At 67.9% G+C, this 22,094-nt stretch carries 17 protein-coding genes; 6 read left to right on the top strand and 11 right to left on the bottom strand.

What is annotated here, in order from left to right; translation table 11 throughout:
- From CG50_RS08140 to CG50_RS08125, 4 genes are read right to left on the bottom strand one after another with little or no spacing between them, the layout of a single operon-like run.
- Positions 1 to 1,170, bottom strand: a complete 1,170-nt coding sequence (locus CG50_RS08140; RefSeq protein WP_036636980.1) for an ABC transporter permease — start codon at positions 1,168 to 1,170, stop codon at positions 1 to 3.
- On the bottom strand, positions 1,167 to 2,165 hold the full coding sequence (locus tag CG50_RS08135) for an ABC transporter permease (RefSeq protein ID WP_036636978.1): 999 nt from the start codon (positions 2,163 to 2,165) through the stop codon (positions 1,167 to 1,169). Before CG50_RS08135 ends, CG50_RS08140 begins: the two co-directional genes overlap by 4 nt.
- Positions 2,162 to 4,105: an ABC transporter substrate-binding protein gene (locus tag CG50_RS08130; RefSeq protein ID WP_036636977.1), complete on the bottom strand. Its 1,944-nt coding sequence runs from the start codon at positions 4,103 to 4,105 to the stop codon at positions 2,162 to 2,164. Before CG50_RS08130 ends, CG50_RS08135 begins: the two co-directional genes overlap by 4 nt.
- Complete coding sequence (locus CG50_RS08125; RefSeq protein ID WP_036636975.1) at positions 4,102 to 5,982, bottom strand: ABC transporter ATP-binding protein; 1,881 nt, start codon at positions 5,980 to 5,982, stop codon at positions 4,102 to 4,104. Before CG50_RS08125 ends, CG50_RS08130 begins: the two co-directional genes overlap by 4 nt.
- Positions 5,983 to 6,107: 125 nt before the next feature.
- Between CG50_RS08125 and CG50_RS08120 the strand changes: the two genes are divergently transcribed.
- Positions 6,108 to 7,073, top strand: a complete 966-nt coding sequence (locus CG50_RS08120) for a glycosyltransferase family 32 protein (RefSeq protein ID WP_036636973.1) — start codon at positions 6,108 to 6,110, stop codon at positions 7,071 to 7,073.
- Here CG50_RS08120 and CG50_RS08115 read toward each other — a convergent pair.
- A complete protein-coding gene (locus CG50_RS08115) occupies positions 7,051 to 7,812 on the bottom strand; it encodes a polysaccharide deacetylase family protein (RefSeq protein ID WP_036636971.1) in 762 nt (253 codons plus the stop codon). The two genes, CG50_RS08120 and CG50_RS08115, sit on opposite strands and share 23 nt — an antisense overlap.
- Positions 7,802 to 8,887: a glycosyltransferase family 4 protein gene (locus tag CG50_RS08110; protein WP_036636970.1), complete on the bottom strand. Its 1,086-nt coding sequence runs from the start codon at positions 8,885 to 8,887 to the stop codon at positions 7,802 to 7,804. Before CG50_RS08110 ends, CG50_RS08115 begins: the two co-directional genes overlap by 11 nt.
- Positions 8,888 to 9,065: 178 nt before the next feature.
- On the opposite strand from CG50_RS08110, the gene CG50_RS08105 reads away from it, so the two are divergent.
- From CG50_RS08105 to CG50_RS08085, 5 genes are all read left to right on the top strand, one after another.
- Complete coding sequence (locus tag CG50_RS08105) at positions 9,066 to 10,409, top strand: nucleotide sugar dehydrogenase (protein WP_036636967.1); 1,344 nt, start codon at positions 9,066 to 9,068, stop codon at positions 10,407 to 10,409.
- A gap of 79 nt (positions 10,410 to 10,488) precedes the next feature.
- Positions 10,489 to 13,206, top strand: coding sequence for an ABC transporter transmembrane domain-containing protein (locus CG50_RS08100; RefSeq protein WP_036636965.1), 2,718 nt, complete (start codon positions 10,489 to 10,491; stop codon positions 13,204 to 13,206).
- Between the two features lie 11 nt (positions 13,207 to 13,217).
- Positions 13,218 to 13,673: a cyclic nucleotide-binding domain-containing protein gene (locus CG50_RS08095; protein ID WP_036636963.1), complete on the top strand. Its 456-nt coding sequence runs from the start codon at positions 13,218 to 13,220 to the stop codon at positions 13,671 to 13,673.
- A 112-nt stretch (positions 13,674 to 13,785) separates the two neighbouring features.
- The gene (locus tag CG50_RS08090) at positions 13,786 to 14,661 is read left to right on the top strand and encodes an MBL fold metallo-hydrolase (RefSeq protein WP_081880346.1); all 876 of its coding nucleotides are present in this window, start codon (positions 13,786 to 13,788) and stop codon (positions 14,659 to 14,661) included.
- A gap of 180 nt (positions 14,662 to 14,841) precedes the next feature.
- Positions 14,842 to 16,506 (top strand): adenylate/guanylate cyclase domain-containing protein, encoded by a 1,665-nt coding sequence (locus CG50_RS08085; protein WP_051909734.1) that lies wholly within the window; start codon positions 14,842 to 14,844, stop codon positions 16,504 to 16,506.
- 7 nt (positions 16,507 to 16,513) lie between these two features.
- Here CG50_RS08085 and CG50_RS08080 read toward each other — a convergent pair whose 3' ends face one another.
- From CG50_RS08080 to CG50_RS08060, 5 genes are all read right to left on the bottom strand, one after another.
- Positions 16,514 to 17,365, bottom strand: coding sequence for a bestrophin family protein (locus tag CG50_RS08080; protein ID WP_036636959.1), 852 nt, complete (start codon positions 17,363 to 17,365; stop codon positions 16,514 to 16,516).
- A 136-nt stretch (positions 17,366 to 17,501) separates the two neighbouring features.
- Complete coding sequence (locus tag CG50_RS08075; RefSeq protein ID WP_036636957.1) at positions 17,502 to 18,278, bottom strand: amino acid ABC transporter ATP-binding protein; 777 nt, start codon at positions 18,276 to 18,278, stop codon at positions 17,502 to 17,504.
- 30 nt (positions 18,279 to 18,308) lie between these two features.
- Complete coding sequence (locus tag CG50_RS08070; protein WP_036636955.1) at positions 18,309 to 19,031, bottom strand: amino acid ABC transporter permease; 723 nt, start codon at positions 19,029 to 19,031, stop codon at positions 18,309 to 18,311.
- A gap of 109 nt (positions 19,032 to 19,140) precedes the next feature.
- Positions 19,141 to 20,001 carry an ABC transporter substrate-binding protein gene (locus CG50_RS08065; RefSeq protein WP_051909732.1) on the bottom strand — a complete coding sequence of 287 codons (861 nt, stop codon included), beginning with the start codon at positions 19,999 to 20,001 and terminating at the stop codon, positions 19,141 to 19,143.
- Between the two features lie 287 nt (positions 20,002 to 20,288).
- Complete coding sequence (locus CG50_RS08060) at positions 20,289 to 21,872, bottom strand: gamma-glutamyltransferase family protein (protein WP_036636953.1); 1,584 nt, start codon at positions 21,870 to 21,872, stop codon at positions 20,289 to 20,291.
- Positions 21,873 to 22,094: the final 222 nt, after the last annotated feature.

Genomic DNA, 22,094 nt, shown 5'->3' with positions numbered 1-22,094 from the left:
CTATCTCAGCGGGTCCGCCGCGTCGCGCAACCCGTCGCCGAGAAAATTGAACGCGAGTATCACCAAAACCACAGGCACCGCCGGCAACAGCAGCCAGGGGTAGAGCGCGAGGGTGGAGACATTGCGCGCCTCGGTCAGCAGGATGCCCCAGCTGGTCACCGGCGGCCGCAGCCCGAGGCCGAGGAAGCTGAGCGCGGTCTCGCCCAGAATCATCCCCGGAATCGTCAGCGTGGCCGAGGCGATCAGATGCGACATGAAGCCCGGGATCAGATGGCGCGCGATGATCCGGCGCGGCCGCGCGCCCATGATCTGCGCCGCGAGAACGTAATCCTCTTCCCGCAATGCCAGCAGTTTCGAGCGCACCGCGCGCGCGAGCCCGGTCCAGTCCAGAAGCCCGAGAATCACCGTGATGCCGGCGTAGACGACGATCGGGCTCCAGGTCACCGGCATGATCGCGGCGAGCGCCATCCACAGCGGGATCGTCGGGATCGACTGCAACACCTCGATCACCCGCTGGATCACCAGGTCGATCCAGCCGCCGTGATAGCCCGCGATGCCGCCGAGGATCAGCCCGAGCGCGAAGCTCATCGTCACGCCGAGAATACCGATGGTGAGCGAGATCCGCGCGCCGTGAATGATCCGCGACAGCACGTCGCGGCCGAGCCGGTCGCTGCCGAGCAGGAACAGCTCGCCGCCGTTCGCGGGGCAGAACAGATGCAGGTCGGCCGGGATCAGGCCCCACATCCGATAGGCCGCGCCATGGCAGAAGAAGCGCAGCGGTTCGACGCGGGACGTATCGTCGGTATAGACCCGGCGCAGCGTGTCGAGGTCGAGCGTCATGTCGCGGCCATAGACGAAGGGGCCGACGAACTGCCCCTTGTCGAACAGATGCAGCGCCTGCGGCGGGGCATAGATGCGCTCGACGTTGCGGGTGTCGACGGTCGAGGGGGCGAGGAATTCGGCGAAGGCGACGACCAGATACATCGCGATCAGGAACAGCCCCGAGATCACCGCGAGACGATGACGGCGGAACTTCCACCACATTACCTGACCCTGCGTCGCGGCCACCGCCGGCGCGGCCTCGGCAGCGCGTTCGGCGGCGAGCGGATCGAAGGGCGCGTCCGAGACGTAATGGCCGAGCGGAGCGCCCGGCGGCGGCAAACCGGTCATTTCGCGGCCCTCCCCTCAAGCCGGATCCGCGGATCGAGCAGCGCCAGCGCAATGTCCGAGATCAGCACCCCGATCACCGTCAGAAACGCGAGAAACATCAGGAACGATCCCGCCAGATACATGTCCTGCCCCTGCAGCGCGCGGATCAGCAGCGGGCCGGTGGTTTCCAAAGACAGCACGATGGCGGTGATTTCAGCGCCCGAAACCACCTGCGGCAGGATCGAGCCGATGTCCGAGATGAAGAAGTTCAGCGCCATGCGCAGCGGATATTTCATCAGCACCCGCCCCGGCGCCAGCCCCTTGGCGCGGGCGGTGACGACATAGGGTTTCTCGAGCTCGTCGAGCAGGTTCGAGCGCAGCCGCCGCACCATCCCCGCCGTGCCGCCGGTGCCGATGATCAGCACCGGGATCCACAGATGTTCAAGGATGGACTTCGCCTTGTCCCAGCTCATCGGCTGGTTCAGATACGCCCGGTCCATCAGATGGCCGATGGAGATGCCGAACCAGATATTGGCGAAATACATCATGATCAGCGCGAGCAGGAAATTCGGGATCGCCAGCCCCAGAAGCCCGACGAAGGTCAGCCCGTAATCGCCCCAGCTGTATTGATGCGTCGCCGAATAGATGCCGATCGGGAAGGCGATCACCCAGGTGACGATGATCGTCGCCATCGAGACCAGCACCGTCAGCCACATCCGGTCGCCCACCACCTCGCTGACCGGCATCCGATACTCGAAGGAATAGCCGAAATCGCCGTGCAACATGCCGCCCACCCAGTGCAGATATTGCACCGGCACCGGCTTGTCGAAACCGTAGCGGGCCTTCATCTCCTCGATTTCCTGCAAGTCCGCGGTCTCGCCGAGCGCGCGCATCTCCTGCACGTAGCTTTCGAAATAATCGCCCGGCGGCAGCTTGATGATGGTGAACACCAGCATCGAGATCAGGATCAGCGTCGGCACCATCACCGCGAGGCGCCACAGGATATAGCGGATCATGCGCCCCCCTCCGATGTGTCGCGCCACAGCGTGTCGGGCATGTAGACGCCGAGGTAAGCCGTCGGGTTGAAGCCATAGAGCCCCTCGTGCGGCAGGTTGCGCAGATCGCGCGCCGAGACGACGGGTTGCAGCGTCTGGTTGACGGTGCCGATGGTGAACACCTGCTCGGCCGTCAGGCGCAGCATCTTGCCCCAGATCAGCTCTCGTTCCTCGGTGCTGACGGAGCGTTGCCAGGCCTGGTAAAGATGCAAAAGCTCGATCGCCTCGGGCAGGTCGGGCGGTTCGCCGGCCGAGCCGTTCGACTGGAAATACGCCCCCCACAGCGGCCATTGGTTCTGGTCGTCCGAGGTCGGTGCCAGCGCCGCGGGCGGCATGTCGGCGGTGGGCACGCCGTTGTCCATCCCCTCCCAGACCGACATGACGATCTCGCCGGCCATGATGCGCTTGCGGAAGATGTCGCGCTGGCTGGTGCGGATCAGCAGGTCGATCCCCACCTCGCGCCAGTGATCGGCGATCAGCTGCAACGCGTCGGTCTGAAGCGTGCTTTCCCCCGCGGTCTCGACCACGATCTGCGCGAGCCGCCCGTCAGGCAGACGGCGCATGTGATGGCCCTCGGGGCGCAGCAATCCGGCCGCGTCGAGAAGCCCGTTCGCCACCACCGGATCGTGGCGCGTCCACAGCTCGGAGAGCGTCGGATTCCACAGCGGGCTTTCGGGCAGCACCGTGTCGCCGCTTTCCTTCGCCAGCCCGAAGAACACCGCCATGTTCAGTTCGTGCCGGTCGACCGCCATCGACAGCGCGCGCCGCACCCGCACGTCGCGCAGCACCGCCCGCCAACCGTCGTCGCGACAGTTCAGGTTGGGGATCAGCGCCATGCGCGAGCCCTGAATCCGGCGCCACAGCGCGACACGGATCGGGAAGCGCTTCTCGGCGTCCTTGAGGTAGGTGTAATCGGCGAAGTCGATGCCGCCGAATTGCAGATCGCTGTCGCCGGTGCCGGTCTTCGCCGGGATGATGTCGGCAGAGGAAATGTTGAACTCCAGCCGGTCGATGTAAGGCAGTTGCAACCCGTTCTCGTCGACGCGGTGGAAATACGGATTGCGGGCGAAGACGAACTGCTCGGACGGCGGCGCGGTGCGCGGCATCCAGGGTTCGAGCGTCGGCAGATCCGGGTTCTCGGGCCGGGTCAGGCGCGACATCTTCATGTGCAGCGCCACCCAGTCATCGACGCGCTGCTGCTTGATCAAGGGCGCCAGCGCCTCGGGCGTGGCGTAAGCGGCATGGAACTGCTTGAGATAGGCCGAGGGCAGCACGATCCGCAAAGGCACGGGGGCGGCGATGCGCACCAGAAACTCGGGGTTCGGGCTGTCCCACTCGAAGCGGACGGTGCGCTCGTCGATCACGCTGAACCGCGGCGGGCGGCCGTCGACCAGCATGTCGGGCGGCGGACCGGCCGGGAACATCTCGGTGTTGAGGGCGCAGTCTTCCCAGGCGTAACGGAAATCCTCGGCGCTCAGCGGGCTGCCGTCGGACCAGCGGTGCCCCTCGCGCAGCCGGAAGGTGAAGCGGGTGTCGCGCTCGGCCTCGTAGCTTTCGAGGATGTCGGGATGGAGGTTGAAGTCGGGGTCATAGCCCAGAAGCCGGGAATAGCCGATGATCGGGGCGAAGCGAATGTCGCGCTGCCCGCCGATCAGCAGCCGCAGCCGCCCGCCATGCTTGCCCGGCAGCCGCCCGGTGCCCGCCATGTCGACGACGCGCGGCAGTTTCGGCAGACGCTCCGCGACCGGGGGCAGGGCGCCCGAAGCCTCTGCCTCCCTCAGCGAGGGCGCGCCGGTGAACACCGCGGCCGCCGCACGCAGCACGCCCGGCGCCATCATGGCCCCGGCCGCGATCAGCGCCAGCGCCTCGCGCCGGCCTGGATGGATCTGGGAACGGGTCATGGCATCAGCTCCGACATGTCGGCATCGGCGCGGGCGAGCACCCGGTGCCCGTCGCCCAGATCGACCGCGGTCATCGCCGCGCCCGGCTCCGGGCGGAAGGCCGCGGGCCAGTGCTTGCTCGACCGTCCCTCGCCCACCCGCGTGAAATCGAGCGGATGGTCAGGGTCGGCATGGGGGACGGCCGCCAGAAGCGCGCGGGTATAGGGATGGGCGGGGGTGCGCATCAGCACCTCACGCGGCGCGATCTCGACGATGCGGCCCGACTGCATCACCGCGATCCGGTCGGCCATGTAATTCACCACCGCCAGATTGTGCGACACGAACAGATAGGTCAGCCCCAGATCGCGTTGCAGATCGCGCAGCAGGTTCAGCACCTGCGCCTGAACCGAGACATCGAGCGCCGAGGTCGCCTCGTCGCACACGATCAGCTCGGGGCCAAGCGCGAGGGCACGGGCGATGCCGATGCGCTGGCGCTGCCCGCCCGAGAAACTGTGCGGATAGCGGATCAGGTCGCGCTCCATCAGCCCGACGGAGCGGATCAGCGCGAGCGCCGCCTCGTGCCGTGCGGCGCGGTCGCCGCGGTGATGGATCTCAAGGGGTTCGGTCAGGATGGAGCCCACCGTCATATGCGGCGAGAGCGACGAGACCGGATCCTGAAACACCATCTGCACGCGCTGGCGCAGCCGGTCTAGGTCCGCCCCCCGCGCCGCGAGAACGTCCTCGCCCGCAAGCAGCACCTGCCCGGCGTCGGGCGTGATCGCGCGCACCACCATCTTGCCGACCGTGGTCTTGCCAGACCCCGACTCGCCGACAAGACCGAGCGTCTCGCCGCGGCGGATGTCGAAACTCACGTCATCGACGGCGCGCATCGGCTCGGCCCGCGGGCCGAACAGCCCGCGCCCGGTGCGCGGGGTGAAGGTCTTGGTCAGCCCACGCACCGACAGCAGCACCGGGTTCGCGCCCGCGACGGGGGCGGCGACGCGACACGCCGACATCAGCCGCCTGGTATCGGTCGCGACCGGCACGAGCGGCGCCAAACGCTCCTCCCGCGCCATGTCGAAGCGCGGCACGGCATTCATCAGCGCGCGCAGATAGGGGTGCGAGGGGCGGCGGAAGATGTCGTCAGTGGTCCCCGCCTCCATCACCTCGCCCTGATACATCACCACGACCTCATCGGCGACATTGGCGACCACGCCCAGATCGTGCGTCACCAGCAGCATCGCCATGCCGAGGCGCTCTTGCAGATCGCGCAACAGCCGCAGGATCTGTGCCTGAATGGTGACGTCGAGTGCCGTCGTCGGCTCGTCCGCGATCAGCAGGGCCGGATCGCAGATCAGCGCCATCGCGATCATCGCGCGCTGCCGCATCCCCCCCGACAGCTCGAACGGATACATGCCGATGACCTGTTTCGGCGCCGGGAAGCCCACCAGCGCCAGCATGTCGAGGACCTTCTCGCGCCGCTCCGCCGGGCTAAGGATGCTGTGGATGCGCAGCGCCTCGTCGATCTGGTTGCCGATGGTATGGACCGGCGAGAACGAGGTCATCGGCTCCTGAAAGATCATCCCGATCCGGGCGCCGCGCAGCTTGCGGATGGCGCGGCCGTCGCGCGGCAGGGCGCGCAGATCGGTGACGTGCCCCGCGGGCGCGGCAGGATCGTCGAACAGGATGCGGCCCGAGACCTCGGCGGTCTTCGGCTGGATGCCCAGAATCGTGCGCCCGATCACCGACTTGCCCGATCCCGACTGACCGACCAGCGCCGTCACCCGTCCGGGCAGCAGCCGCATCGAGGCCTTGCGCACCGCCTCGATGCGGCCGCCATAGAGCGGGAAGGTCACGCTCAGCTCTTCGATGCGCAGCAAATCTCGCGGTTCCGACATCGGCCCTCCGGGGGTTGTGAGCCCGACGCTAGACCAGCGCGGGGGCTGTGTCCATGCGTGGGGATGCGCGCGGGCTCTTGTGTCGGGGGGCGGGGGCGGTCAGCATGGCGCGGAAAGGATGCCAGATGCCCGACGCCCGCGACACGCCCCCCGAAAAGCATTGGTTCGACAGCCAGTTGCAGGCCGCGAAAGACGCCATCGCGGCAGGCGACAGCGCAGGGGCGCGGGCGATTCTGACGGCACTTCCCGCACACGACGGCGGCGCGATGGGGCCTCTGACGGCGGCGGGGGTGCCGCGTCGGCTTCATGCGGTTCTGGGCCGGCTTGCGCGGGCCGAGGGGGCGCGCGCCGAGGCCCTGGGCTGGCAGGTGACGCAAGGGCCGCCGCCCGAGACCCTCGCCCCCGCCGCGCGACTGAGTGCCGGCGAAATCGCGCGCGCGAGAGAGATGGCTACCACCCCGGTGCCGCGGGTGCTGCATCAGATCTGGATCGGGCCGAGGCCGGTGCCGGTCAATATCGCCCGCTGGCAAGCGCACGCGGCGCGCGGCGGCTGGCGGCACCGGCTGTGGCGCGAGGCCGATCTTGCCGCGCTGGCCATCGACCGCGATCCGGCGTTTCGCGCCATGCTGGCATTGGGCGATTATCCGGGTGCGGTCGACGTCGCGCGCTATGCGATCCTCGCGACCGAGGGCGGGGTCTATCTCGATGCCGACTGGTTTCCGGCGAAAGGCACGCTTGAAACCCGTGTGCCGCTGATCGGGCTGATCGCTCTGGCCGAGGCCGCGCCGCGGCTGACCGGGGCGGGGGCGGTGATGCTGGGCAATTACCTGATCGGCGCGCCGGCGGGCCATCCGGCGATGACCGCGCTTGCCCGCGCGGTGCCAGAGGCGATGCGGCTGATCCCGCGCGCCCCGGCCTGGTGGGTGTCGGGGCCGGTGATCTTCACGCTGGTCGCCCGGCAATGCCCGCTGACCCTGCCGCCCATGGGCACCGTCGCCCCCGATCTGCCCGACACCGCGACGCTCGCCGAGGCCGAGGCCACGGCGCAGGCAACCGATGCGCTGATGTTCACCTGGAAGAGCTGGCGATGACCTCGGCCGGGTCGATCCAGCGACACGCCGGATGCGCCCGGGTGAGTGCGATGAAGCGCTCGACGAAATCCCAGATCGCCGCGTCATGCACGAGGTGATGGGTCAGCAGACCGACCGTCCCCTCAACCGGCCCCGTCCCGAGATCCGCAACCCGCTGCGCCGCGCCTTGCCACAACGCCGCTTCCGGACACAGGCTGCGGCTGCCGTGCCAGTCGATCGGATCGACATGGGTGTTGATCGCGCGCATCGGTGCGGTCGGATCCTCCGGCCCGAAGGTCGAGAGCGCCGTGAAGCCGAGCGCCGGCAGCCCCGCCACCACCCCGGGCGCAATGCGGTTCCACGGCGGCACCAGCAGCGGCAGCAGCCGGGCGCCGTGCAGCGCGCTCAGCTTTTCCCGCCCGCGCGCGATCTCGGCCAGCACGGTTTCCGCCGGCCGGTCGGGGCCGAGCTCCTGCTTCTTGCGCGGCGGCAAGGCGTGGTTCTCATGCGCCCAGCCATGCACCGCGACACGGGCGAGCGGCGCGGAGGCCAGACGTTCGGCCAGCGCCGCGCCGGTATCGCGCGGGATCACGGCAAGGGTCACCGGCACGCCCTCGGCCGCGCTCAGCGTCAAAAGCCGGTCGAGCGCCGGGGTGGGCGCCACCGCATCGTCATCGCGCAGCCAGAACCGGACCTCGCGCCCGGCCGCATGGGCCGCATCGAGGGCGCGGATCAGCACGGCGGAGGTATCATCGCTCATCGGAGGCTCCTGTCACGGCGGAAAGCTGGCGGCCGAGCATCGCGGCCGCCGGCGCGATGTCGCGTTCGTCGCGCAGGAAAGCGCGGGCCGCAAGGGCCATGCGGTCGCGCAACGCCGCATCGTCAAGCAGACGGCGCAGCGCGGCAGTGAAGGCCGCGGTATCGCGTTCGGGCACCAGAACCCCGGTCGCGCCGTCGCGCACCACCTCGGGCACGCCCGCCGTCGCCTCGGCCACCACCGGAAGGCCCGCCGCCTGCGCTTCGAGATAGGCGAGACCGTAAGCCTCGCCATGGCCGGGCCAGACATAGGCGGCACCGCGCGACAGCAGATCCGCGACTTCGGCGGGGGAGAGCGCGCCGAGGAAGGTGACCGGCAGCCCCGTGAAGGCCGCCTTCACCTCGGCCGCCGCCGGCCCGTCGCCCGCGACCGACAGGCGCCAGCCCGGGCCGAGATCGCGCAGCGCCGCGGCAAGTGCCCGATAGCTCGACAGCTTGTCGCCCGGCCGCATCATCGCCACGGTGATCAGATGGCCGGGCTCCGGCCGGGGCGGGCGGGCGAGAAACGGCGCGGCCTCGATGAACGGCATCAGCCGCGCGGTGCGGGCCGCGGGCACGCCCGCCAGAATCCCCGCAAGGTCGCGCGCCGTCATGCACAGGTTGAGCGCGGCGAGTGAGAGCCCCTCGCGCACCGCATCCTGTGCCGCGCCCCAGTCGCCGGCCGTGCGCCGCGCCGACCACGAACTTTCCGCCGTCACGTAAGGGATGCCGAGCTCGCGAGACAGACCGGGGCCGAGGAGATCGGGCGATTTGTAATAAGGATGATAGCTGAACCACAGATCGGGCGGCGCATCCGCCCACAACGCGCGCAGCCGGGCGGCCTCCGCCGCGGCCTCGGCCCGGAAACCGGAGAGCGCGCCCGCATCCGGGTCGCGCAGGAACGGCCGCAGGTGCGAGGCGAGGCGAACCTCATGCCCGGCCATCCCGAGCGCGCGCATCAGCAGCCCCGCCATCAGCCGGTCTCCCGAGGGCACCGGATGATCGGGCGCCTTCAGAGGCGCGTAAAACGCGATCCGCATCCGTCCGGCCTCCCCGTGCCCCCGTCGATCCCGGGCCGGACTATAGGTCCGGGGACGCGAGGTGAACAGATGCCCCCCGGCCGCGCGCAGCCCCTGTGCGCCCCGGCGCCGGCAAGGCAATTGACTTGGCGGCAAATTCCGCACAGGTCAGAGGGAAGACGGACGGAAGGAGAGAGCGGTGAGCAGCTTCTCGCAACAGGCGGCGGATCTCGCCGCGCGGATCGGCACGCGCGAGGCGCGCGCCGCGGTGATCGGCCTCGGATATGTGGGGCTGCCTCTCGCGATCGCGATGGCGCGCGGCGGCTTCAAAGTCACCGGCTTCGACATCGACCCCTCCAAGATGGAGGCCATCGCCGCCGGCCGCAGCTATATCGAGGCGGTGCCCGACGCCACGCTGAACGAGATGCGCGACAGCGGCCATTTCCGCGCCACCTGCGATTTCGCCGAGCTGGCGGAATGCGACTGCATCGCGATCTGTGTGCCGACGCCGCTGACCGCGCACCGCACCCCGGATCTGAGCTTCATCGAGGCCACCGCGCGCTCGGTCGCCGGGCATCTGCGCAAGGGCCAGCTCATCAGCCTCGAATCGACCACCTATCCCGGCACCACCGATGACGTGGTGCGCCCGATCCTCGAGGCGGGCGGGCTGAAATCGGGGGTGGATTTCTTCCTCGGCTTCTCGCCCGAGCGCGAAGACCCCGGCAACCGCCAGTTCGAGACCGTGACCATCCCCAAGGTCGTCGCGGGCGACGGCGCCGACGCCGCGATGCTGATGGAAGCGTTCTACGGCGGCTTCGTGCACAAGGTCGTGCCGGTCTCGACCAACGCCACCGCCGAGGCGGTGAAGCTGACCGAGAACATTTTCCGTTGCGTGAACATCGCCTTGGTGAACGAGCTGAAACTCGTCTACGACGCGATGGGCATCGACGTCTGGGAGGTGATCGAGGCCGCGAAATCGAAGCCCTTCGGCTACATGCCGTTCTATCCGGGGCCGGGCCTCGGCGGGCATTGCATCCCGATCGACCCGTTCTACCTGACGTGGAAATCGCGCGAATACGACCAGCCCACCCGCTTCATCGAACTGGCGGGCGAGATCAACACCTCGATGCCGCATCACGTGACGGATCGCCTCGGGCAGGCGCTCGACCGGGTGGCGGGCAAGGCGCTCAGCCGCTCGAAGGTGCTGGTGCTCGGCCTCGCCTACAAGAAGAACGTCCCCGACATCCGCGAAAGCCCGTCGCTGAAACTCCTCGAACTGATCCGCGAGCGCGGCGCCGAGGTGGCCTATCACGACCCCTTCGTCCCCGAGATCCCGCGCACCCGCGAATACATGGATCTGAAGGGGATGCGCTCGGTCGACTGGGACGAGGCGACGATCCGCGGCTTTGACGCGGTGGTGATCGCGACCGATCACGACGCGACGGATTATGCCGCGCTTGCGCGCTGGTCGGATCTCGTGCTCGATACCCGCAACGCGATGGGCCGGCACGGGATCGCCGCGCCCCATATCGTCAAGGCGTGAGGCACGCGGCCAACCGAAAGCCCCCCGGACAGGCCCGCAGACGGGCCGCACGAAAAGGCCCGAAGACAGGACAGCCCCGATGGACAAGAGCCTGACGCGCTACATCTGGACCCATACCCGCCGCGAGCAGATCTGGGTGCTTGCGGTGGTCCTGTTGTCGATGATCCCCTATTATCTGTCTTTCGACCTGCCCAAGCAGATCGTCAACGGCCCGATCCAGGGCATGGGCTTCACCGAGCCGGGCGCAACGCAGCGCTTCCTGCACTGGGCGCCCGACATCCCGCTGATCGGCAAGGTCGAGCTTTTCCCCGGCCTCGATCTCGACCGGATGGGGATGCTGATCGCGCTCAGCCTGACCTTCCTGGGCCTCGTGGTGGTGAACGGGGTCTTCAAACTTTACATCAACACGTTCAAGGGCCGGATGGGCGAGCGGCTGTTGCGCCGGATCCGCTACGAGCTGGTTGACCGGTTACTTCGCTTCCCGCCCGCACAGTTCCGCCGCCTGAAACCCGCCGAAGCCGCCAGCATGATCAAGGACGAGGTGGAGCCGTTGGGCGGCTTCACCGGCGATGCCTTCGTGCAGCCGCTGATGCTCGGCGGGCAGGCGCTGGCCGCGCTTTTGTTCATCCTGATGCAAAGCCTGTGGCTCGGCGCGCTGGCGGGAGGGATCGCGGCGGTGCAGGGGCTGATCATCCCGCGGATGCGGCGCCGGCTGATCGCGCTCGGCCGCGAGCGGCAGCTGACCGCACGCCAGCTCTCGGGCCGGGTCAACGAGATCATGGACGGCATCGTCACGGTCCATGCGCTCGACACCACCAACCTCGAACGCGCCGATCTGTCGCGCCGTCTGGGCGAGATCTTCCGCATCCGCTACGACCTGTATCAGTGGAAGTTCATGGTGAAATTCCTGAACAACTTCCTCGCGCAGGTGACGCCCTTCGTGTTCTACCTGCTCGGCGGCTGGCTGACGATCCGCGGCACGCTCGATGTCGGGCAGCTGGTCGCCGTCATCAACGCCTACAAGGAACTTCCGGGGCCGCTGAAAGAGCTGATCGACTGGGATCAGGCACGTCAGGACGTCGAGGTGAAATACGAGCAGGTAGTGGAGCAGTTCCGCGTCGACGAGCTGATCCCCGAGACGGTGCAGCGCGTGATGCCGGGGCTGGCGCGACTGCCCGGACCGCTCAACGCCAGCAGCCTTGTGCTGCGCGACGACAGCGGCAATCTGCTTCTCGATCACACCACGCTGCATATCGGCCGCTCCGAGACCGTCGCCCTCGTCGATGACCATGGTGGCGGGGCCGAGGCCTTCGCCGCCGCGATCGGGCGCGCGATCTGGCCCGCCTCCGGCAAGCTCGCCGCGGGCGATGTCAGTCTGCTCGAGCTGCCCGAGGGCGTGGCGGGACGCCAGATCACCTATGTGCCGGCAGAGGGGTATTTCTTCTACGGCAGCCTTCTCGACAATCTGCTTTATGGGCTGCGCCACGCCCCCGGCCCCTCCCCCAGGCGCAGCGGTGCGACCGCCCGACAGTTCCAGTGGTGCCAGACCGAGGCCCGCGCGGCGGGCAATCCGCCGCTCGACATGGATGCCGACTGGCTCGATGTCGAAAGCGTCGCGCCGAATGCCCGCGGCGCCCATGATATTCCGGACGCGGTGATGGCGGCGCTGAGCGTGACCGAGATGCAGGACGACATTCTCGGCCTAGGTCTGATGTCGCATGTCGATCCGCTGGAGAAACCTGACCTCACCCGCCGCCTGGTCGAGATCCGCCACGCGCTGCGCGCCGGCATCGACGCCGGCCGCATCGACGCCCATGTCGTTCCCTTCGAGCGCGACCGCTACAACGAGGAGGCGACCATCGCCGAGAACCTGCTGTTCGGCACGCTCGAGGATCCGATGACCCAGATGCCGCGGATCATCCAAAGCCCCGAGGTGCGCTCGATCATGATGCGGGGCGGGCTGGCGGGACAGCTGTTCGACCTCGGGCTCGGGATGGCAACGACGCTGCTGGAACTGCTCGGCGACGATCCGGCGCAGGACGTTCTGCTCAACGATCTGCCTTATCTGACGATGGAGGACATCCCCGACCTGCGCCAGCTGGTGTTGCGCGTGACGCCGGGCGGCCTGTCCGAGGCCACGCGCGATGACCGGATGGGGCTGATCCGGCTGGCGATGTTCTATGTCGAGCCGGTGCAGCGCTTCGGACTGATGACGCCGGAGCTTGCCCGCAGCGTGGTCGAGGCGCGCAACGCCATTCACCGCGAGATCAGCCCCGAGCTGCGCGCGATGATCGAGCCATACGATCCGATGCGCTACATGCGCTCGGCCACGCTGATGGAAAACGTGTTGTTCGGCAAAAGTCGCGACACCGGCACGCGCGCCGGACAGTCGGTGCGCGCCGCGGTGGTCGCCGCCCTTGACGAGGCGGGGCTGACGCGGCGGGTGATGGAGCTGGGGCTTGGCGTCAACATCGGTGTGGGCGGCCGGCGGTTGTCGCTCGCACAGCGCCAGAAGCTGAACATCGCCCGCGCGCTGATCCGGCAGTCCGAATATTACGTGTTCGACAAGTCGCTCTCGGCCGTCGATCCGCGCACGCAGGAACGGATCGTATGCGCCGTCGTCGCCACCGTGACCGAACGCGGCGACGGAGCCAGCGTGATCTGGGTTCTGACCAATACACGCCTTGCACATCTGTTCGGACGCATCATCATGTTCGACCGGGGCCGCGTCGTCGCCGATGGCGGACTGGACACCGTAAGCGCCGCGAGCGGCGGCAGCGGCATCGCGCTGAGCTAGGAGGAAGGCCCATGTCCCTGAATGACGAAGTATGTATCCTGCGGCAGGTGCCGCTGCTCGCCGGTGCGGACATACTGGGTCTGAAGCGGCTGGCCTTCGCCTCGAAACGGCTGCATTTCGAGGCCGGCGAGGTGATCTTCCATCAGGGCGATCCGGGCGATTGCGCATATCTGCTGCTGAACGGCTATGTCGATGTGCTGGTCGACGGCCCGGCGGGGCCGGTGCGCGTCGCCGAGATCCCCGAGCGCAGCATTATCGGCGAGATTGCCGTGCTGTGCGAGGGCAACCGAACGGCCACGGTGCGCGCTGCGGTCGGCCTTGATGCGCTGCGCATCGCGCGCGACGATCTGCTGCGGCTGTTGCAGCAAGACAGCGCCGTCACGCTGTCCATGCTGCGCATGATGGCCGAACGGCTGAGCGCGACCACCGACGATCTGATCGCCGCCCGCGCGGGCCTGGCGCGATGAGGCCGGCGGCGACGAAACGGGCGGCGGGGATGACGCTTGTATCGGCCGACAGGGCGTGCTGTGCTGAGTGCGCCCCACGCCCCGGGACCTGCTGCCGCGCCGAGGAAGCGACATGACCGACGCCCGTTCTTCCGTTGCCGATGCAGCCTGCGCTCTGCCCGCGGCCGGCGCCGTCTTCGACCTGCGCCTGCACGGTGTGCGCGGCTCCTTGCCGATGGCCACGGCCAGCGTGGCACGCTACGGCGGGGCCACCATCTGCATCGAGCTGCGCGTGGCCGGCCGCGTGCTGATCTTCGACGCCGGCAGCGGCATCCATCCCGCCGGGCAGGCCCTGCGCGCCGAAGGGGTGCGCGAGATCGACCTGTTCCTGTCGCACTGGCATTACGACCATACCATCGGCCTGCCGTTCTTCGCGCCGCTCTACTGCCCCGAGACCCGGTTGACGCTGTGGTCTGGCCACGCCGCCACCGGCCCGGCGCGAGAGCTGCTCGCGGGGCTGATGCGGGCACCCTATTTCCCGGTCGGTCCCGAGGTGTTCCGCGCCACGCTCGAAACCCGCGACTTCGATCCGCCCGAGACATTCGATCTGGCTCCGGGGCTGCGCATCCGCACGCTCGCACTGAACCATCCGGGCAGCGCCACCGCTTACCGGGTCGAGGCCGGCGGCCGCGCGCTGTGTATCGTGACCGATGTCGAACATGTGCCCGGCGTCCTCGATCCGGCCGTGACCGCCTTCGTCGCCGGGGCCGATCTGATGCTTTATGACAGCATGTATGACGATGGCGACATGTGCAGCCACTGCGGTTTCGGCCATTCGAGCTGGCAGCAGGCGTTGCGCATCGCGCGCGCGGCCGGCGTCGGACAGGTGGGCTTCGTCCATCACGCACCGTTCCGCACCGATGACGCGCTCGACGCCATCGCCACTGCGGCCGCGACTGAATTCCCCGGCGCGTTCGTCGCCCGTCAGGGGATGCGGATCGCGCTCTGAGCGCGCCGCGCCCCGGACGGCGAAGCCTCGCCGAGACCCGTCCCATGCCCTTGCGGTTCGCCCCCGAACGGGGCTAACCCGCCTCCGAGATCCCCGTCGAGATCCCCGTCGAGATCCTCCCTCGTCACAGCCGTGAGCGCCATGCCCCCCCCTTCCGCCCCCCTGTCCGGCCGCCGTGCGATGGACTGGCTTCGCAGTGCTTCCGGCACTGTCATCCTGTGCTTCGTCACGATGCACCTGCTCAACCATGCGATGCTGCTGGTCTCGATCGACCGGGCCGAGGCGCTGCGGCCGCTGTTCACCGGTCCGTGGCAGACCCTGCCGGGCGAGGTTCTTCTCTATGGCTCGTTGATCTTTCACGCCGGGCACGCGCTGTTCACGCTTTACGCCCGGCGCACGCTGACGATGCCGCCCTGGGAGATGGTGCAGCTGATCTTCGGACTTCTGATCCCCTATCTTCTGGCCGATCACATCGTGTCGGCCGGAATCGGGCGGATGGCCTATGGCTGGGAAACCACCTATCGCGGCGTGCTGCACTCGATGTGGGTCGATGCGCCGCCGCTGGGGCTGCAACAGGCGGTGGCGGTGATCGTGGTATGGACGCATGGCTGCATCGGCGCGGCGAAGGCGCTGCGCCACCGCTTCGGCACGCGGGGCTGGATGCTGCCGGCGCTGGTGGTGGCCGGGGTGCTGCCGACGCTGGCACTTGCCGGTTTCGTCGTGGTCGGACGCGGCCTCGCTATCTATGGTTTCCTTTTCAACACCGTGTCGAGCGCGACGCCGATGGTGCTGCGCTCGACCCATCACGAACAGGTGGTCAGCACGCTTTCGGCCTACCTGCGCAACGGCTACGTGCTGGTGCTGGTGGGGGTGCTGATGGCGCGTCAGCTGCGTTCGGTGCTTCAGCACGCGCGCGGCTTCGAAATCCGCTACGACACCGGCGCGCTGGTCCATGCGCTGGCCGGAACCTCGGTTCTGGAGGCAAGCCGGATGAACGGCATCGCGCAATACTCGGTGTGCGGCGGCAGCGGGCGGTGTTCGACCTGCCGGGTCCGGGTTCTCGAATCCGACACGATGCTGCCTCCTCCGAACGAGATCGAGGCCGCCACCCTGCGCCGCATCGGCGCCGATGGCGATATACGGCTGGCCTGCCAGCTGCGCCCGCGCGGCAACCTGCAGATCGAGCGGGTTCTGGTGCCCGCGACCGGCGGCCTGCAGCCGACGGCCGAGGACACCCCCCCGGTCGAGCGTCAGCGCGTCGTGCTGTTTTGCGACATCCGCGGTTTCACCACCTATTCCGAGCGCCACCTGCCCTATGACGTGGTGTTCCTGCTCAACCGCTATTTCGAAGCGGTGGGATCGGCTGTCGAGGCCGAGGGCGGACGGATCGACAAGTTCATCGGTGACGGCGCGATGGCGATCTTCGCGACCGACGACAATCTTGAGGCCGGATGCAGCGGCGCAATCCGCGCCGCCATCGCGATCCGCCGTGCCGTCGACGAGCTGAGCCGCGACATCGCCCAGAACGGCGAGGCCCCGCTGACCGCCGTCGCCGGCATCCATGCCGGGCCGGTGATCGTCGGCCGGATGGGGATTCCGGGGGCGACGGCGGTCACCGTCGTCGGCGATACCGTGAATGTCGCAAGCCGTCTGGAAACCGTGGCGAAACAGGAAAACATGCCGATCGTCGTCTCGGCCGAGGTCGCCGATCGCTCCGGCCTCGATTTCGGCGGCATCGTCAACCATGAGATCGCGATCCGCGGTCGCAGCTCGATGCTGCGGGTCTATCTGATCGACGAGGCGGCCACGCAGCGACTGGCCCCGGAGCCCGCCGCCACGCTCTGAGGGCAGATCAGGTCAGAATGAACCCCATCGGCTTCGCCGGGGCGGGCAGGTCGGTTTCGCCAAGCGCCTGGCGCAGCGCGATCTCGACCGTGGTCGCATAGGCTGCCAGCGGCAGCCCGTTCGGCAGCAGCGCGAAGGGATCCTCGAGCTCCGCGCCGAGCGCATCGAGGCCGAAGAACGTATAGGCCACCAGCGCCGTCATCAGCGGCGTGCCCCAGCCGATGGTGTCGGCGAAGCCGAAAGGCAGCACGAAGCAGAACAGATAGGCCGTGCGGTGCAAAAGCAGCGTATAGGCGAAGGGCAGGGGGGTGTTCGCCAGCCGCTCGCAACCGACGAGCGATTGCGACAGCCGAACCAGGCTTTGATGCAGCACCAGCGCCTCCATCGGAGTGAGCGTGCCGGCGCGTTCGGCCGCGCCGATCTGACGGGCGGCCTCGGCCAGCGCCTGATCGGCGCTTTCGGGGCCGGGGGCGGCGCGCAGCTGACGCTCGGCCCGGCGGGCGAAGGCCACGACGGCCAGAAGCAGCCCGCGCCGTTCCGGCTGCCCCTCGATCATCGAACTCTGCCGGGCGATGTCGCGCGCGGTCTGGATGATCTGCCCCCAGAGCTTGCGCCCCTCCCACCAGCGGTCATAGCTCGCGCTGTTGCGAAAGCTGAGGAAGATCGAGATCGCGATGCCGAGAAGCGCGAAGGGCGCGGTGTTGACCCCCGGCACCAGCGCGGGAACGGAGCGATGCGCCAGCACCACCAGCGCCGAAAGCAGCGCGACCCCCACCACCTGCGGCCAGACCTCGCGGATCAGCGAGCCGCGCACCACGAAGAACAGGCCAAGTGCACTCGGCCGGCCGCGAACGATCATGTTTTCCTCCGCACTCCCGCGCGTTCATGCCACGCCCGGAGCGCGGGCGGCAGGGCGCCAGAATGCCGTGCAAATCCGGGTGCTGCAATCGGCTTCCGCCGTGCGCGGTGGGGGAGGAGGGCACCCCCCCGCGCCCTCAGTGCAAGACCGAATTCAGCAGCGCCTGAGTTTTCGGATGCTGCGGGTTTTCGAAGACCTCCTCGGGCGTGCCCTCTTCGATGATGTGGCCCGAGGCCATCACCACCACGCGGTCCGCGACCTGACGGGCGAAGCCCATCTCGTGGGTGACGACGACCATGGTCATCCCCGAGGTTGCCAGATCCTTCATCACCGCCAGAACCTCGCCCACCATCTCGGGATCGAGGGCGGAAGTCGGCTCGTCGAACAGCAAGAGCGCGGGCTTCATCGCGAGCGCGCGGGCGATGGCGATGCGCTGCTGCTGGCCGCCCGACAGCTCGTGCGGATAGGAATTCTCCTTGTCGGCGAGGTTGACGCGGGCGAGCAGGGTGCGCGCCTCGGCCTCGGCTTCGGCCTGGGTCAGCCCGCGCAGCAGCTTCGGCGCGATGGTGATATTGCGCAGCACCGTCATGTTGGCGAACAGGTTGAAGCGCTGGAACACCATGCCGACATCGCGCCGTTGCAGCGCGACGTTGCGCTCGGAATCCTCGACCAGCTTGTCGTTGGTGATGCGGTAGCCGATGGGCTTGCCGTTCACCAGAATGCGGCCGCCCTGCACCGTCTCCAGATGGTTGATGCAGCGCAGAAGCGTCGTCTTGCCAGAGCCCGAAGGCCCGATCAGCACCACGACCTCGCCCCTGGAGACCTTGAAATCCACCTTGTCGAGGATCTTTGTCGGACCATACCATTTCTCGATGGCGTCCATTTCCACCAGCAGATTGCGCTTGTCGATCATCGTCTTGCCCCTCGGGAATGTTGCACGGGTTCAGCGCGTCGCGGTGCCGCGCGAGCTCAGCTCCAGCCGCTTCTCGGCCCATCTCATGAACAGCGTCCACAGGCTGGTCAGCATGAGGAAATAGAGCCCGAGGACGGAATACAGCTCGAAGGTGCGGAAGGTGGCGGAGTTGATCGTCTCGGTCACCAGCATCATCTCGGACACGCCGATCACGCTGACGAGGGTGGTGTTCTTCAGCAAGATGTTGAACTGGTTGCCGATCGGCAGCAAGACCACCCGCAAAGCCTGCGGCAGCACGACGTAACGCATCATCATCGAGGGCGGCATACCGATGGCCTTCGCCGCCTCGAACTGACCGCGGTCGACTGCCTGGATGCCGGAGCGGAAGATCTCCGCCATATAGGCCGCCTCGTGCAGACCGAGCGCGATGATGCCAGCCTGAACGCTGCCGCTGACGGTGATGTCGAATAGGGTGAAATCGCGAAACCGCATGATCCCCGCCGCAGCGAGGCCGGTGTAGATGAACACGATCTGCACCAGAAGCGGCGTGCCCCGGATCGCCCAGATATAGAGGCTGGCGAAGGCACGCAACGGACGCGGACGCGACAGCCGCATCTGCGCGATGACCAGCCCCAGCACAAGGCCGATGATCTCGGCGCACAGCGCCATCGAAACGGTCAGCCCGAGGCCGGTGAGGAACTTGTCCCCCGGGGTCAGCAGCTGATGCCAGAAATACGGCCAGTCGAAATGCACGGAATCCTCGCTGTGATCTTGCGCCCGCGCCTGTCGCGGGGCGGACCGCCCGGCACGTCATGCGCCGGGCGGAAGCCTTCCTCGGTTCGCCGGGTTTCGTTCGGCGGTCTCAGTTCGCGGGCTGGGTCGGCATGGGCGCGTCGAGCATGTCGCTCTCGATGCCCCATTTCTTGTAGATGGCGGCATAGCTGCCATCCTTCATCATCAGGGCGAACTGCTCTTCCAGCGCCTTGCTCAGGCCCTTCTCGTCCTTGCGCACGCCGATGCCGGTGAGGATCTTGTAGAACGGCTTCGATCCGGTGACGATCTCGCCCGGGTTGTGCTGATCGTAATACTGACCGATCTCGAAAGAGGCGCCGTAAGCATCGACCTGGCCGATCATCAGCTGCTGGAAGGCGGCGGTGCCCGTCGGGAATTCGACGATGGTGATCGGCGCCTTGCCTTCGGCCTTCAGCTTTTCGTTCGCCTGCTCAAGCAGCACGGTGGCGGTGGTGCCGGTGACGCTCGCAACCTTCTTGCCCGACATCTCGACCGGATCGTCGACCACGGGAGAGCCCTTCTTGAAGGCCAGGATCTCCTGAGACCAGGCGTAAGGAACCTGGTCGATCACCTCAAGGCGCGGCGCCTTGATGAACAGCTGCGACAGGATCGCATCGCACTGCCCTGCCTGCAGCGCCGGAATCAGCCCCGAGAACGGGATGTTGATCCATTTGGTCTTCAGATCCAGCCGCTTCGCCAGCTCGTCGCCAAGCTCGATATCGGCGCCGACCGGCGTCTGATTCTCGTCGACGAATTCCAGCGGCGGCTGGCTGAGTGCGCTGCAGAAGGTCAGCGTCTTCGAGGACGCGATGGCGTCGGGCAGACCGGCCGCGGCAAGGCCGGGCGCCGCGAGTGCCGCGCACAACGCCGCACTTGCGGCAAGCCGCGACAGCGCCGGTCGGGTGAACGGGGAAAGGTCATGGTCCAGCATCGAAATCCCTCCGTGGTGCCGGTGAAGCTCTGATCCGAAGCTGCGCTTGCAAGCCGGCAGGGGCAATGCAAAGGCCGTGGCCTCGGGAGAAATCCGGGGCTCAGCCCTGGAACGCCCAAATTCTGCCCGCTGATCGGATGTATCAGCTCATTATGTATACATATTGAACAGTAATGTATTGAACATCTGCGGCATTGATTCGGTTTCCGGACCGGCCGGCACAGACCCTGAACCGAAAACGGCCCCGCCTGCGAAGGCGGGGCCGTGCATGGACCGTCGAAACGAGATCAGAACCCGAGCGCCATCCCGTCCTTGCGCGTGTCGGAACCACCTTCGAGGAGCCCATCCTCGCGGATGCGGATCGCCTGACTGCCCCCGATCGGAGCCGCGACGACAACGACCTTGTGTCCGCGCCGTTCCAGCTCTGCCCGCGCCTCGGCCGAGACGGTGGGCTCGACCTCCAGCACGCCGCCGAAACCGAAGCTGCGCGGTGCGTCCATCGCCTCTTGCAAGCTCATCCTGCGGTCGATCACGCCCGACAGGAACGCCGCATGGCCCGCCGCCTGATACTGCCCGCCCATCACGCCGAAGGGCATCTCGACCCGGCCATCCGTCAACATCATGCCCGGGATGATGGTGTGCATCGGCCGCTTGCGCGGGCCGATGGCGTTCGGGTGCCCCTCGATCAGCCGGAACGAAGCGCCGCGATTGTGGAACAGCACCCCGGTCTCGGCATCCATCCGGCCCGAACCGAAGGCATGGAAGATCGAGTTGATGAAGGAGATCGCGTTGCCCGCCTCGTCGACGACGCAGAGGTAAATGGTGTCCTTGTGCTCGGGCTCGTCCCAGAGCGCCGGGCGGCCGGCGCGGCTCATGTCGATGCGCGCGCGAAGGGTCGAGATCGCCGGCTCGGACAGCAGCGTCTCGGCCACGCCGCGGCAGTGATCGGCATCACCGATCAGCGCGTCGCGGTGGTGATAGGCGATCTTGGCCGCCTCGGCATGGAGGTGGATCCGGTCGGCCTCGGAGAGCGTGGCCATGTCAAAGCCTTCGAGGATCTTCAGGATCAGCAGCGCCGCGACGCCCTGACCGTTCGGCGGGCATTCATAGATGACATGGCCGCGATAACTGGCGTGAATCGGCGTCACCCATTCGGCGCCGTCACGGCCCGCCGCGAAATCGTCGAGCGTATGCAGCCCGCCGATGCCGCGCAGATAATCGACCATCGCCCCGGCGTTCGGGCCTTCGTAGAAGGCGGCCGCGCCGCCCTCGGCGATGGCACGAAGGGTGGCGCAGAGACGCGGATTGCGGATCGTGTCGCCGACCGAGGGCACCTTGCCGCCGGGCAGGAACACCGCCGAGGCCGCCGGATCGTCGGCGACGGTCGCGGCACTTTGCGCCCAGTCCTGCGCCACGCGCGGCGTCACACGGAAGCCCTCCTCGGCATAGCCGATGGCACGTTCGAACAGGCGCGACAACGGCAGGCTGCCGTGATCGTCAACCAGCCGCACCCAGGCCGAAACCGCGCCCGGAACGGTGATCGCATGAGGCGAACGCAGCGGGATCGCTGTTTCGAGACCCGCCGCCTTCAGCGCCGCGACGCTTGCCGCCGCCGGCGCCCGGCCCGAGCCGTTCAGCGCCCGCACCGCACCCCCCGCCGGGGCGTAAAGCGCGAAGCAATCGCCGCCGACCCCGGTCATCAGCGGATCGACCACCGCCTGCACCGCCACCGCAGCGATCGCCGCATCGACGGCATTTCCGCCCTGCTGCAGCACCTCGAGCCCCGCCGCCGTCGCCAGCGGATGCGAGGTCGCGATCATCGCCTTGCCGGTATAGGTCGACGGTCGCTGCGCCGAGAAGAAGTTGAACATGGGGCGTCCTTCCTGTGGTCTGGCCCGCTTCGGGCCCGTTGTCTTGTCTCATTCCTCCTCGCCCGCGAACGGGCGGGGCGATCATCGGGCCACACCGCGCAGGGATCGACGTCCGGAACACGGGCGGCGCTTGGCCCCGCCCGGCTTCGGCGATAGGCTGACCTGCATCCGCCCGTGACGGCCGGGACCAGATCGACGCCCGATGATTCCTCTTCGAGGTGG

Origin of the sequence: Paenirhodobacter enshiensis (assembly GCF_000740785.1) — a bacterium.
In the GTDB taxonomy this organism is placed as follows: domain Bacteria; phylum Pseudomonadota; class Alphaproteobacteria; order Rhodobacterales; family Rhodobacteraceae; genus Rhodobacter; species Rhodobacter enshiensis.
This window is presented reverse-complemented; position numbering and strand designations above follow the sequence as displayed.

Excerpts from the sequence above, each read along its gene's own strand:
- CG50_RS08130 (WP_036636977.1), bottom strand. The coding sequence starts at position 4,105 with ATGACCCGTTCCCAGATCCATCCAGGCCGGCGCGAGGCGCTGGCGCTG.
- CG50_RS08120 (WP_036636973.1), top strand. The coding sequence starts at position 6,108 with ATGCCCGACGCCCGCGACACGCCCCCCGAAAAGCATTGGTTCGACAGC.
- CG50_RS08095 (WP_036636963.1), top strand. The coding sequence starts at position 13,218 with ATGTCCCTGAATGACGAAGTATGTATCCTGCGGCAGGTGCCGCTGCTC.
- CG50_RS08115 (WP_036636971.1), bottom strand. The coding sequence starts at position 7,812 with ATGAGCGATGATACCTCCGCCGTGCTGATCCGCGCCCTCGATGCGGCC.
- CG50_RS08110 (WP_036636970.1), bottom strand. The coding sequence starts at position 8,887 with ATGCGGATCGCGTTTTACGCGCCTCTGAAGGCGCCCGATCATCCGGTG.
- CG50_RS08100 (WP_036636965.1), top strand. The coding sequence starts at position 10,489 with ATGGACAAGAGCCTGACGCGCTACATCTGGACCCATACCCGCCGCGAG.
- CG50_RS08090 (WP_081880346.1), top strand. The coding sequence starts at position 13,786 with ATGACCGACGCCCGTTCTTCCGTTGCCGATGCAGCCTGCGCTCTGCCC.
- CG50_RS08085 (WP_051909734.1), top strand. The coding sequence starts at position 14,842 with ATGGACTGGCTTCGCAGTGCTTCCGGCACTGTCATCCTGTGCTTCGTC.
- CG50_RS08135 (WP_036636978.1), bottom strand. The coding sequence starts at position 2,165 with ATGATCCGCTATATCCTGTGGCGCCTCGCGGTGATGGTGCCGACGCTG.
- CG50_RS08125 (WP_036636975.1), bottom strand. The coding sequence starts at position 5,982 with ATGTCGGAACCGCGAGATTTGCTGCGCATCGAAGAGCTGAGCGTGACC.
- CG50_RS08080 (WP_036636959.1), bottom strand. The coding sequence starts at position 17,365 with ATGATCGTTCGCGGCCGGCCGAGTGCACTTGGCCTGTTCTTCGTGGTG.
- CG50_RS08060 (WP_036636953.1), bottom strand. The coding sequence starts at position 21,872 with ATGTTCAACTTCTTCTCGGCGCAGCGACCGTCGACCTATACCGGCAAG.
- CG50_RS08075 (WP_036636957.1), bottom strand. The coding sequence starts at position 18,278 with ATGATCGACAAGCGCAATCTGCTGGTGGAAATGGACGCCATCGAGAAA.
- CG50_RS08140 (WP_036636980.1), bottom strand. The coding sequence starts at position 1,170 with ATGACCGGTTTGCCGCCGCCGGGCGCTCCGCTCGGCCATTACGTCTCG.
- CG50_RS08065 (WP_051909732.1), bottom strand. The coding sequence starts at position 20,001 with ATGCTGGACCATGACCTTTCCCCGTTCACCCGACCGGCGCTGTCGCGG.